An 11,812-nucleotide genomic window follows, 5' to 3' on the forward strand; every position below is an offset into this window, starting at 1 on the left:
CCCTACGGCCCGTGTGTTCATAACGCTCCGGTGATCACGAGCAGGTTCCACACCGTCACCACGCCGCCGACGAGCGCCAACGCGAACGGAACCGCGATACGTCCGGGCGTCCGGAGGTACCGCCACACTAGATAAAACAGCGGGAAGACCGCGACCTTGATGACTAACAACATATATCGACCGTACGTCTCGATGAGCGGTTTCGCGATCGGACCGGCCTCCGCGACGCCCCCGGTTGACAGTCCCCAAAGCGTCGTGAGCGTGTCACCGATTCCGTACAAAAGAACGGCCGCGATCCACACCTGTCGGTCTCGCCCACCGATCCACGGGACTGCCGAGGTCTGGCTCACGTGTCAACGTCGTCTTAGGGAAATATAACAGCAATGCCGACGAGTGCGAGTGCGGACATGCCGGCCAGTACGATCACGAAATCGATCGTGGGGGAAATGTATGCGCCGTCCGCCGTCGCAGACGCGTTCGGCTCGATCGCGGACGCACTGTCTGTGGCCATGGGTGGCCTACCCCGTCCCCCGTATTTAACGTCCGATCCGTTTCGACTCTCGATTTCGATCGGATATTGTGCCTCCAAGGGACTGTTTCAAGTGGGTGGCACGTGGAGTCGGTCGTATGTATGATTCGATCCTTCTTCCGACCGATGGGAGCGAACGCGCAGCGTCGGCACTCGATCACGCACTCGGTGCGGTGGAAGCCTACGATGCGAGTTTGGACGTCATTTCGGTCGTCGACCGGAGGGTCGTTCTCGCGGCCGATGTCGATGACAAAGCGTCCGTCAGGGACGATTTGGCCGAGGAAGCCGACGCCGCGGTGACGGAACTGGCGAGCAGAGCCGAAGACGCCGGCGTCTCCGTCACCACCGCGACGCCCGAAGGCGTTCCCTACCGGCAGATCCTCTCGTACGCGACGGAGGCGGATATCGATCTGCTCGTACTCGGCACTCACGGTCGGTCAGGGCGGGAAAAACGGCTCAACCTCGGGAGCACGACCGAGCGGGTCGTCAAAACTGCCGATCGACCGGTACTCGTCGTCGACATCGGCTAACGTTTCGCGTCCAATACTACTCGACGGTGTTGCGCAGCGTTCCGATCTTCTCGTAGTAGATCTCGATCTCGTCGCCTCGCTCGAGCAGTCCTGGATTCGCCGGGCTGCCGAAACTGATCACGTCTCCGGGTTTGAACGTAAATCGCTCCGAAAGGAACGAGATCGTCTCGCGCGGTTTGATGAACATGTTCTCCGTGTTGTCCTCCTGGCGAAGTTCCCCGTTTATGTGCGTCGTCATCTCCAGTCCCACCGGGTCGATGTCGGCAACGACCGGACCGAGAGGGCCCGATGAGTCGAACGCCTTTCTGGCGGTTCGACGCTCTTGATCCAGACAGTCCAGATCGTTGAGGATCGTGTATCCGCGAACCACGTCATCGACTTCCTCTTCCGCGACGTGCTTGCACTCGATGTCGATGACGGCGGCCAACTCGCCGGCGTAGGTCAACTCCGAGGAGAACTCCGGGTACGGGATCGGCGTCTCGGGATCGTGTAACGACACTGGCGGTTTGATGAAGAAGTCGGGTTCGTCGGGGACCTCGTAGTCCATCTGCTCGACTTTCTCGCCGAAGTTTCGGCCGACACAGTAGAACACGGACGGCTCGCAGGGCGCGAGCAACTCGTAGTCGTCCCGTTCGTACGTCCCCTCCTCCGTGTGGACGGTTCCATCGTCGTACTCGCCTTCGAGAACGCCCGCCGACGTTTCGATACGTGCGAACTTCATACGCGGTCGGGCGGCCGCCTGTTGCTTACGTGTTCTCATCGCCGACGACTGCCCGCTCGTGGATCACCCGGTGTCGAGGGCGCCGAGAAGACGATCGATCCGGATCTCGTCTCTCTCGTCGATGGCTAACAACCGATCCGTTCGGTCCCGGGCGGCGGGTTCCGAGCATCCGAGCGCTTCGAACGCGTTTCGACACTTCGAACGGGCGACGGCGCGAATCTCAGCCAGTGGCGCGCCGGCCGTTCCGGACGGGCGATCCACGGTCGCCTCGACGGTGCGTCCATCCGCCGTCCGAACGACGACCCGAGCGCCGATCCGACGCTCGAAGTCGTCGACGGTCGGCGGTTCGGCCAGCCGACTTCCCATGCGGATCACCGTCGGGGCGTGTCGAACGGCGGCCGCGGGACCGAGTGCCTTCCCAACATGAACCGCGACCGATCCCGTCGCCGTCTCGAAATCGACGCCTTCCGGGACCGTCGATCGAAGCGCTGCGAACGTCAGTTCCGGATCGTGGTGAACCCCTATCCGCTCTTCGACGCGCTCGATGGCCGCTCGTTCCGCTCGCTCGGCGAGCCGTCGCGGGGGTGACTCGCCAGTCACGAGCCCCGTTGCAACCGCGTCGGTTACCGACCGGGATCGCGCGGCGATCGAATCGCGCTCCTCGTCGAGATAAGACTTCGCCTCATCGTCCACCGACACCATCGCGCGGGGGCCGTACACATCGACCCGATCTATGATCGTCCTCCCCCGATCGAACTGGCTACGGGCTTCGAGGCCGGCCTCCGCAGCCGCTGCAACGTAGACGTTCCCGGGGACGGCTGACACGCTCACCGCCGCGGTGTGCCAGCGCGAACCGAGGGCTGAGAGATACGCCTTCGCAGGATGCGGAGAAACGCTCGCCAACAACCCGTCCTCGGCCTCGATCATATCGCGGCTACCGGCCATTCCCGCCCGGGCGCCGTCGAGCGCGGAGATTCCGGTTTGGATCGCATCGCTGGCCATCCACACACCTGCATCGGAACCCAGCGTGGATCGTTTGATCGGCCGAGACGGGGCCGTCAATGCGATTGCGAGCGCATCGGCGAGCGTTTCTCGGTCGTCGCCTTCGAGTATCGCCCGCCCGACCGCCGCGCCAGCAGCGTGACTCCACGCGGCGTTGGGTCCGGCGAACGATCCGACGGCCGTCGCGGCCCCGAGACGTGCGGTGATCTCGTTCGCGGCGACCTGGGCGACGAGGAGGTCCCTCCCGCTTGCGTTCGTCGCTTCGGCGTACGCCAGCGGAACGAACACGCAACTCGGACTGGTCGCACCGCCGAGGAGGCGTCCGTCGAATTCAAGCGCTCCCGAAAGCGCCGCGTTGCCACGGACAGCTCCGGAGGGTGTCAGCCGTTCCCCGCCGAAAAACGTCGAATTCCCCCGCCGTTTCTCCGCTCCGATCGCTCGTTCGATCCGCTCGCCGAGCGGGTGCATCCGCGTCCAGAGTGCCGCCCCGATCGCACTCGTCAGCTGCATCTTCGCCGTGCGTCTGACCGGTTTCGGTATCTCGCGATAGGATACGCCGACTGCCCACCGAGCGGCGCGCTCGAGAAACGGCTCGTCGGGATCCTCTGTCTCGCCGACGAACGGAAGCCACGCAGCGTTCATCGTCCGTCACGACGAGTGCCGGCCGTTTAGCTGTTCGGACGGGACGTTCTATCCCTCGATGGGCCGGACGATCTCTGGGCGATCGTTCGCGGGATCGTTAACGGACGTCGAGACTGGATACGCACGAAATCCGTCGCTCGGTGCCGGATCGAACGGTACGTCGTCACCGGCGAGCCACGCCGATTCGCCCTCACGATCGAGGATGACCGCCATACGGTGGTGGAGCGGTTCGACAACGTCGTTGGGCTTCGTCGTCAGGACGGTGAACGTCTCCAGCGGCTCCACATCGGCCGAGCCGTCGGTCCCGTTGGTGAAGTCGCTGAGCCCCGTCTGTTTGGTCGTCGGCGTCCAGCGTTCGTACAGTCCCGCCATCGCGAACGGTCGATCGTCCTCGAACGCGACGCGATAGGGCTGCTTTCCGTCCTCCGCTTCGGTCCATTCGTAGAAGCCGTCGGCGGGGACGAGACACCGTCGTTGGTCGTAGGCTTCAGCGAACGCGGGTTTCCGATCGACGGTCTCGGATCGGGCGTTGATGTAGCTCTCGGTCTTGTCGTCAGCCCATCTGGGAACGAGTCCCCACTTCAGTCGATGAATACGATTCGGTTTCGTATCCATAATAACGGGGAGCGCCTGCCCCGGTGCGGCGTTGTATCGCGGCTCGAAGTTGAAGTCGAACGTCGCGTCGAACCGCGATTCGAGGTCGTTCTCGGTGGCAAAGAGGCTGTAGCGACCACACATATCCCGACGATACGTGGTCGTACTGAATATACGTGGCGAACAGGTGGAACTCGATCGGTCGTTCGCCTGCGTTGGTGTTCCACGCTCCCGCTCACTCCTGTCGCCGGTTCGTGCCTACGTCACGGGGAATCTGACCGCGCTTCGATATATAAACTCTCCGGACATCCCAAATCGATCTCGGCACGCGCTTTCCCCCTATCGTGATCCCCCCGTCGATTTAAACGATATCACGGCATATATCGGGTGTGACCGACGACGAGCCGGCCTTCCGAATCCCGAAGCGCCCGATTCGAAGGTATCACCGGCACAGCGGCATCGAATACGAGGGGGAGACAGTGTTCACGATCCGTCCCGATGACAGCATCGACGACGGTGCTTTGGTCGAACTCGTCGAATCGATACTCGATCGATCGCCGTACCGATACGGGGATTGGTTCGATCTCCCGATGCCGCTGTACCTCGTACACGACGATCGGACCGGCGACACGTTTCGCGTGGCGATTCGCGATGGCACCGTCGAACTGCACGTCTTGCCCGAGACCCAACCCGGTGGATTACGCGCCTTTTACGATCGGTTAACGGCATCATCCGAGCGCAGCTGGTCGGTAACGTGTCGAAGTGGCTGACCCCAACGAACTTACGCAGGGCGGTATCTCCTCCGAACGGCCCTCCGAATCGACGATCGAACGGATCCCGGGTGCGATACGGGAGACGAGGTACTTATCATCGCCGGTCCCACCCTCATCCACTCCGGCGCGCGCGAGGACCTCGCGCGCCTCGTCGAGCGTGGCTTCGTCGATTATCTCTCCATCGGCAACGGGTTCGCGGTCCACGACATCGAACGCGATCTCTACGGGACTTCGCTGGGGGTGAATACGGAGACGCTCGATCACGTCCGCCACGGCCACAAACACCATATCTACGCGATTAGCGAGATGATCAGGGCGGGCGGCATCGAGGCGGCTGTCGACGACGGGCTACTCGAATCCGGCGTGATGTATCAGTGCGTCACGAACGACGTTCCCTACGTCAGCGCGGGGTCGATACGCGATGATGGTCCGCTTCCGGACACGATAACTGACGCCATCGAAACGCAAAATGCGATCAGAGAGCAGGCACACGAGGCGGATATGGTCCTGATGCTGTCGACGCTTTTACACCCGGTCGCGGTCGGAAACTGTCTGCCCTCGAAGACGCGCGTCATCTGGGTCGATATTAATCCGTCGACGGTGACACAACTGTTGGACCGCGGCTCCGCGCAGGCGGTCGGCATGGTCACCGACATCGGCACGTTCGTGCTTATATTGGTGGATAATCTGCTCGAGTAGGACACGCTCGACGACAATCACTATTATCGCCGAGCCGTAACGTGATCCAACGCTTCATGACACACAACGGCACCCCCTACGCGTCCCACACGGAAGCCGAAACGTCGGCGATGCTCTCGACGATCGGTGTGGAGCGCGAGGAGGAACTTTTCGATATCCCCGGCGACGTTCGCTTCGAGGGATCCTTTGGCATCCCGTCGCGAGACGAGCGGACGACTCGAGCGCTCGTCGATCGGACTCTCGGCGAAAACGATGACTTGGTCGAGTTTCTCGGCCGCGGCCACTACGACCACTACGTCCCCTCGATGATCGATCATCTCGCGGATCGGTCGGAGTTTCTAACGAGTTACACTCAGTATCAACCGGAGATTGCCCAGGGATTCCTGCAGGTGCTCTTCGAGTACCAGTCGATGATCGTCGAGATAACGGGTCTCGACGTTGCGAACTGCTCGATGTACGACGCGGCGACGGCGCTCGGTGAGGCCGCGACGCTCGCGATACGCGCCCGGGAGGCCGACGGCGATCACGTCCTCGTTCCCGAACGACTTCACGAGGGTCGGCGTCGAACGCTCGAGAATTATCTCATCGGGCACGAGGTGAGGATCGAGACGTATCCGATGGACGACGGTACCGCCGATCTCGCGGCACTCGAAGAGCGGGTTGGCGAGCAAACGCTTCTTGTGTACGCCGAATCGCCTACCGTTCGGGGGACCATAGAAGAGAATCTCGGATCGATCGGGAACATCTGCGACGAACACGACGGGCTTTTTATTGTCGGATCGGATCCGATCGCACTCGCGCTCTTGGAGTCTCCCGCGAGCGTTGGCGCGGATATCGTGATCGGTGACGCCGCCACACTCGGCCTTCCCGCAGCCTATGGGATGGGTACCGGACTCTTCGCCTGTCGCGAGGCGTTTCTCAGACAGGTTCCCGGTCGCCTCGTCGGCGCGAGCGAAGATTCGACCGGCAGGCGGACCTACACGCTGACGCTCCAGACGCGCGAACAGCACATCAGACGCGAACGGGCGACGTCGAACATCTGTACGAATCAGGCGTGGGTCGCCCTGCGAATCGCGATGCACATCGCCTGGCTCGGTCCGGAGGGACTGGTCGAACTCGCCGAGGGGTGTGTCACCCGCGCGCGAGACCTCGCGGAGCGGCTAGACGAAATAAAGGGAATCAAAGCCCCGGTTCACGACCGCCATCACTTCCGGGAGTTCGTCGCCCACACGGATCAGCCGGCGCCAGCGATAGCCGCGGATCTCGAGGCGGCCGGCTACGCCGTCCACGTCGTCGGTGATCACGAGATACAGCTCTGTGTCACCGAGGTGAACGCCGGTTCGATCGGTGGACTCGTCGACGCAGTCGAGGAGGCAGCGAGATGACCGACGGATTCGAGGGCGAACCCCTCACGTACGATCAGGCCAGATGGGCTGACGACGATGCGGTCTATGAACCGCTACTCGCCGAGAAACACACCGAGTTGGTCGATATCAACTCCTCTCTTCCCGACGAACTGACCCGCGATAGCCTCGAACTCCCCGACCTGTCCGAACCCGATCTCGCCCGACACTACACGCGGCTATCGGAGATGAATTACGGCGTCGAATCCGGGCCATTCCCGCTGGGATCCTGTACGATGAAGTACAACCCGAAATTCACCGAGGACGTCGCTGCGAATCCGAGCGCGTCGGTCCACCCCGACCGATCCGATCGATCCGTCCAAGGCGTCCTCGAGGTTCAGTACCGACTACAGGAGCAACTCGGTCGAATCGGTGGGATGGACGCGGTCACGCTCCAGCCGCCAGCGGGGGCTGCGGGGGAGTTCGCGGGTATCTTGATCGCCCGAGCCTACCACGAAGCCAACGGCGATTCCCGGACGGAGGTGGTCATTCCGGACTCCGCTCATGGAACTAATTTCGCCAGTGCGGCGATGGCGGGATACGACGTCGTCGCGTTGCCGAGCGCTGACGACGGGCGCGTCGATACGGACGCGCTTGCGGCGGCACTCACCGACGAAACGGCCGCGTTGATGTTGACGAACCCCAATACACTCGGCCTGTTCGAACGCAACATCGTCGAAATCGCCGAAATGGTCCACGACGTCGGTGGACTGCTCTACTACGACGGGGCGAACCTCAACGCCCTGCTGGGTCGCGCTCGTCCCGGCGACATGGGCTTCGACATCATGCACTACAACGTCCACAAGACGTTCGCGACGCCGCACGGTGGCGGTGGTCCCGGTGCCGGTCCAGTCGGCGTCTCAGACGAGCTCGCGTCGTTTCTCCCCGAGCCGCACGTTCGTCGATCGAACGGCGGATACGAACGATACGAACCCGAGAACTCGATCGGTAAGGTCCACGGGTACGGTGGCAACTGGCTTGTACTGTTGAAAACCTACGCGTATATCACCCGTCTCGGGGACGAGGGGCTCACCGACGCGAGCGCGAAAGCGGTGTTGAACGCCAATTACCTTGGCGAGCGGATCGACTACGAGATCCCCTTCGGCCCGTTCCATCACGAGTTCGTCGCCAGCGCGGGCGAACAGGATGCGGCTGACGTGGCGAAACGGATGCTCGATTACGGCGTCCATCCGCCGACGACGAAGTGGCCGGATATCGTCGAGGAGGCGTTGATGACCGAACCGACCGAGATCGAAGGCAAACGAACGCTCGACCAACTCGCTGCAGCGTTCAACGCCGTCTACAGCGAGGATGCGGAAACGATCGAAGGCGCCCCAGAGCGGACCGCTGCTCGCCGAATCGATCAGGTCTCGGCAGCGCGCACTCCGCGTCTCTCTTGGCAGACTCTCGACGACTAGCGGCCTCCCTTCCGTCGGATGTTTCGTTACGATGAGGCGCGACTTCGTGGTGGAGCGGCATTTTATATCCCATTATATGATTTATGTATCCCCTCTCGCGGTGTCTATCACAGAAACGCCAGGGGGAAAGTCCACGACTTTACTCGTAGATCACTCATAGGATTGATCCTCGTTGCATGACCTACCGGAAGCCGAGCGATCCGACATCAAGCTCGTTCGGCCCCGTCGAAATCCTCAATCAGTGATAGGTCTCAGGAACTGTACCACATACACAGCGCGCATATTGCGCACTACTCGGTTTCGTATGCGGAACTAAAAGCGCGACGTCGCCGCATCGAGACGTCTCAAAAGATCAACTCACACGGTACTTTCACACGCGTCGAACAGGCGAAACACTCTATTCTCCGAACCCGAACGAAAAGCACTCAAACACGCTGGCAGAGAAACGCTGTGAAATCAACAGTGTACTACACCAGAGCGTAACGGTTTTATTGTTTAATGACTTATAAAAGTGGATAGTAATGAATTCCACGACTAGAGAGATGACCAGCGAACCGATTGCGCCACGGCGCGCAGTCGTCGGTGGTATCGTGATTGCACTTCTCGGGGTGCTGGCGATCATGTTCCCGTTCGTTACCGGGTTGTCACTGTCGATCCTGCTCGGTGGCGTGCTGGTGATCGGCGCACTCGTCCATGCTGCCCACGCCTTCGGGCGCGAGCGGAGTCGGGGGTCGCGGCTCTTGCAAGCCGTCCTTGGCGTGCTGTACGGGGTCGCAGGCATTAGCCTGCTCGTCAACCCGGTGTTCGGGCTGGTCACGCTGACGCTCCTCGTTGTCGCCTTCCTCTTTCTCGATGGGATCGTCGAGATCGCGTGGGCGGTCCGAGTGCGCGGCCAGCAGCACTGGGTGTGGCTCCTCGTCAGCGGCGTCATCTCGCTGGTCGCCGCCGGCCTGCTCTGGATGGGCTTGCCGAGCACCGCCATCTGGGCGGTCGGATTCCTGTTCGGTGTGAATCTGCTCGCAACCGGGATCGCAATGGCGGTTTACGGGCGAGGCGCCATGGCCATCGGGGTCGAGGACGAGACGCCGATCAGTGGCTAGATCGCTACGGTAGGCGGCGGGTGAAGCCGCTCCAACGTACGACCGCCGTATTCAGCACGCAGGTTCTATCAGGCACTGAGGATTTCAACAGTTCCGCTCGTTCTGAAACGAAACCGATGGCCGATAACTGGTGCCCACTGCGGGGTCTCCACACACACAAACGTCGTGTCACTGGCTGGATCGACTAAAACGAGTCCTCGCTCTGTTCGGTGCGTTCCGACCGAATAGTGGTTCTCAACGTTTCGTACGGGGTTCGATGTTTTCAGAAGGGATCGTTGACACCTTCCTCTGATGAACGACACTCGGTGGATGGCCTTCGCCGAGTGACTGAACTGTCGATGAATCCCCCGTATCTGCCGCACACTACTACTCCGTGTGTTAGAGATGGGCTGAGTCCGTCTCCTTTCGGGCTACAGGAATCGGTTCCGATCGGCGCGCGCCGAGTCTGCCGACCGATCCGCTAGACGGTCAGATCACGCCGAGGTGTCGATGCCGTTGATAGTGATGAATCCGTACTCACAGTTGGTACAGTGCCACTTCTTTTTGATACCGAGGTGGATCCGCATGCTCGCCGACTTGTAGAACTCCGTCGAATCACAATCGGGACAGTCGGTCTCCAGTGAGAGGCTCATACTGCTCGTTACCTCGGGTCCGCATTGTATTTTTCTGGTTCGTCCGGATGCCACGTCCTGGCAGGCGTCGGTCACCGTCTCTCGGTGGTATCGGCGCTCGAGTCGATGAACAGGTCTGCCGCTCTCGACATCCTTCCTGTTGGTTCGATGATCTCGATAAACTGTATGCGGAGATACAAAACGGTCTGTCTGGGAGATAGACCGGTCGTCTCAATGCATACGGTTCTCGAACTCTTCGCGATGGACACTGATTCCACCCGAGCGTCGAGGACGAGCAGTGGCTGACGAAGAGACAGCGATCTTCGAGCGTGGAGACGTCGTCTATGGGATGACCCGTTCAAACGTGGGGAGGACGTTCGGCCCTCGCTCATTCTCTCGGATCACGAAGGCCGCCCGTTCCATGGCGACCAGTATATCGCTCTCACGTTGACCTCAAAATCCTGAATGAACGGCCTGATTACAGCGGACAACACGCCGACGTTGCTGAAAAAGGAGACAGGAATCGGGTAGTGAGGTGCTCTGTTCGGGTTAACGTGCCGTCTGAGTGGATACACTACTGGAAGTCTCGAACCCCCGCCCATGTGATCGGCAGCGCAACAAGAATGGCCGTTTGGAGAACGATCTGAGGCAGTTTCTGCTGACCGAATCAGTCAGATTCACGCATTACAGCTCCGCTAAACCCGCTGTAGTCTCAACTTCACGTCTGTCGATCCGTGCCCTATGAGCCGCTTTCTATCGAACGATCAGACGCCGTAAAAACCTCGAGCAGCTGCTACATCATCGGCTTCTTCGATTCGCCAGCCGCATTGCGACAAGTATCGCGATGATTGCCGGTACGACGCCAAAGCCCACCTGATCGACCGCTTCAGCGTCGTCAAGTGCTGTCTCATCGCCTGCTCCATTGTCGTCCGTTCGAGTCGTTGTCGGGTCGGATTCCTCACCACTCCCCTCGGTATCGCTGTCGTCCTCGTCACTGGTGTTATCGGTAGTCCCCACGTTGCTTCCATCGTCGCCACTGTCACTCGTTTTGTCGCTCTCGCTTCCGTTGGCGTCTCCTGTCGTCTCTCCGCCACTGTCATCCGTGGGGCTCCCGTTCGAACTGGAACCGGACGAACCCGCACCGATATGGGGGGTACCGGAACCGGATCCCGAATCGGTGTCAGGCTCGCGGTCGTCGGGCGATTCGACGACGATTTCGACGGGGCTCGCGTCGACGGTTCCGTAACGCTCGCCGGTCTCGTCGAACAACCGGACCCCCTCGTTTCGTTCGACGCTCCCGGCGGACACCTCGATCGTGCCGTTCGACGTACCCAGTACCGTCACCTCTGCGATAGTCACGGTGCCAGTTTCGTTCGTATCGGCCATGACGTACAGCATCTCGACCGTCGAGTTGTCCGCGTTGGCGCTCACGTCGGACATCCCCGGGGCCCCTCGAAGCTCAACGTCGGTGATCGTCGCCACGCTCGCATCGCTGACGTGGGCCGCGATCTCACCGGCACCGACGCCGCCGTCGACACCGGTGGCCACGATATCGAAGGTCCTCTGCTCCCCTTCTTCGACGGTGGCCGTCGAGGGATCGATCCCGATTTCGATCGACGTGGCAGCCGTCGCTGCGACGAGTGACGTACCGCTACCGGCTAAGATCACCAGCAGTGCCGCAGTAAGCGCTACCGTTCTCGTTCTTCTGTCGTTTCGTGTCATTGTTCTTTGTGTTTGTATCGTGTCGATCTCCGTGAAAATATTCGAAAAGGCGATGCTATCGACGCTAC

11 protein-coding genes and 1 pseudogene are annotated in these 11,812 nt (G+C 61.1%); 6 read left to right on the plus strand and 6 right to left on the minus strand.

Features of this window, described 5'->3' with window-relative positions; genetic code table 11:
- Window positions 1-17 precede the first annotated feature (17 nt).
- Window positions 18-350, minus strand: coding sequence for a DUF5658 family protein (locus R6U53_RS05290; protein ID WP_410321319.1), 333 nt, complete (start codon window positions 348-350; stop codon window positions 18-20).
- A 277-nt stretch (window positions 351-627) separates the two neighbouring features.
- Here R6U53_RS05290 and R6U53_RS05295 point away from each other — a divergent pair, with 277 nt between their 5' ends.
- Window positions 628-1,059 (plus strand): universal stress protein, encoded by a 432-nt coding sequence (locus tag R6U53_RS05295; protein ID WP_410321320.1) that lies wholly within the window; start codon window positions 628-630, stop codon window positions 1,057-1,059.
- 16 nt (window positions 1,060-1,075) lie between these two features.
- Here the strand turns inward: R6U53_RS05295 and R6U53_RS05300 are convergent, their stop codons facing one another.
- The 3 genes from R6U53_RS05300 to R6U53_RS05310 form a co-directional block, all read right to left on the minus strand.
- Window positions 1,076-1,780, minus strand: coding sequence for a fumarylacetoacetate hydrolase family protein (locus tag R6U53_RS05300; RefSeq protein WP_410321321.1), 705 nt, complete (start codon window positions 1,778-1,780; stop codon window positions 1,076-1,078).
- Window positions 1,781-1,843: 63 nt separating this feature from the next.
- Complete coding sequence (locus R6U53_RS05305) at window positions 1,844-3,424, minus strand: MmgE/PrpD family protein (protein ID WP_410321322.1); 1,581 nt, start codon at window positions 3,422-3,424, stop codon at window positions 1,844-1,846.
- Between the two features lie 48 nt (window positions 3,425-3,472).
- The gene (locus R6U53_RS05310; protein ID WP_410321323.1) at window positions 3,473-4,162 is read right to left on the minus strand and encodes an SOS response-associated peptidase; all 690 of its coding nucleotides are present in this window, start codon (window positions 4,160-4,162) and stop codon (window positions 3,473-3,475) included.
- 245 nt (window positions 4,163-4,407) lie between these two features.
- On the opposite strand from R6U53_RS05310, the gene R6U53_RS05315 reads away from it, so the two are divergent.
- The 5 genes and pseudogenes from R6U53_RS05315 to R6U53_RS05335 all read left to right on the plus strand — a co-directional run bounded on the left by R6U53_RS05315 (window position 4,408) and on the right by R6U53_RS05335 (window position 9,411).
- Window positions 4,408-4,788 carry a hypothetical protein gene (locus R6U53_RS05315; RefSeq protein ID WP_410321324.1) on the plus strand — a complete coding sequence of 127 codons (381 nt, stop codon included), beginning with the start codon at window positions 4,408-4,410 and terminating at the stop codon, window positions 4,786-4,788.
- A gap of 16 nt (window positions 4,789-4,804) precedes the next feature.
- Window positions 4,805-5,490: pseudogene (locus R6U53_RS05320) on the plus strand (TIGR00300 family protein); the annotation flags it as partial.
- 56 nt (window positions 5,491-5,546) lie between these two features.
- Window positions 5,547-6,875 carry an aminomethyl-transferring glycine dehydrogenase subunit GcvPA gene (gene gcvPA / locus R6U53_RS05325; protein WP_410321325.1) on the plus strand — a complete coding sequence of 443 codons (1,329 nt, stop codon included), beginning with the start codon at window positions 5,547-5,549 and terminating at the stop codon, window positions 6,873-6,875.
- Window positions 6,872-8,311: an aminomethyl-transferring glycine dehydrogenase subunit GcvPB gene (gcvPB, locus tag R6U53_RS05330; protein WP_410321326.1), complete on the plus strand. Its 1,440-nt coding sequence runs from the start codon at window positions 6,872-6,874 to the stop codon at window positions 8,309-8,311. The genes gcvPA and gcvPB overlap by 4 nt, the downstream gene beginning before the upstream one ends.
- Window positions 8,312-8,832: 521 nt before the next feature.
- Window positions 8,833-9,411: an HdeD family acid-resistance protein gene (locus R6U53_RS05335; protein ID WP_410321327.1), complete on the plus strand. Its 579-nt coding sequence runs from the start codon at window positions 8,833-8,835 to the stop codon at window positions 9,409-9,411.
- 473 nt (window positions 9,412-9,884) lie between these two features.
- On the opposite strand, the gene R6U53_RS05340 is transcribed toward R6U53_RS05335, so the two are convergent.
- Both R6U53_RS05340 and R6U53_RS05345 read right to left on the minus strand, forming a co-directional pair.
- On the minus strand, window positions 9,885-10,043 hold the full coding sequence (locus R6U53_RS05340) for a hypothetical protein (RefSeq protein ID WP_410321328.1): 159 nt from the start codon (window positions 10,041-10,043) through the stop codon (window positions 9,885-9,887).
- Window positions 10,044-10,820: 777 nt separating this feature from the next.
- Complete coding sequence (locus R6U53_RS05345) at window positions 10,821-11,744, minus strand: hypothetical protein (protein WP_410321329.1); 924 nt, start codon at window positions 11,742-11,744, stop codon at window positions 10,821-10,823.
- Window positions 11,745-11,812: the final 68 nt, after the last annotated feature.

This window comes from Natronomonas sp., from assembly GCF_046483325.1.
In the GTDB taxonomy this organism is placed as follows: Archaea; Halobacteriota; Halobacteria; order Halobacteriales; family Haloarculaceae; genus Natronomonas.

What these genes read in the sequence shown, in the direction of transcription:
- R6U53_RS05295 (WP_410321320.1), top strand. Translation starts at nt 628, where the DNA reads ATGTATGATTCGATCCTTCTTCCGACCGATGGGAGCGAACGCGCAGCG.
- R6U53_RS05300 (WP_410321321.1), bottom strand. Translation starts at nt 1,780, where the DNA reads ATGAAGTTCGCACGTATCGAAACGTCGGCGGGCGTTCTCGAAGGCGAG.
- R6U53_RS05305 (WP_410321322.1), bottom strand. Translation starts at nt 3,424, where the DNA reads ATGAACGCTGCGTGGCTTCCGTTCGTCGGCGAGACAGAGGATCCCGAC.
- R6U53_RS05310 (WP_410321323.1), bottom strand. Translation starts at nt 4,162, where the DNA reads ATGTGTGGTCGCTACAGCCTCTTTGCCACCGAGAACGACCTCGAATCG.
- gcvPA (WP_410321325.1), top strand. Translation starts at nt 5,547, where the DNA reads ATGACACACAACGGCACCCCCTACGCGTCCCACACGGAAGCCGAAACG.
- gcvPB (WP_410321326.1), top strand. Translation starts at nt 6,872, where the DNA reads ATGACCGACGGATTCGAGGGCGAACCCCTCACGTACGATCAGGCCAGA.
- R6U53_RS05335 (WP_410321327.1), top strand. Translation starts at nt 8,833, where the DNA reads ATGAATTCCACGACTAGAGAGATGACCAGCGAACCGATTGCGCCACGG.
- R6U53_RS05340 (WP_410321328.1), bottom strand. Translation starts at nt 10,043, where the DNA reads ATGAGCCTCTCACTGGAGACCGACTGTCCCGATTGTGATTCGACGGAG.
- R6U53_RS05345 (WP_410321329.1), bottom strand. Translation starts at nt 11,744, where the DNA reads ATGACACGAAACGACAGAAGAACGAGAACGGTAGCGCTTACTGCGGCA.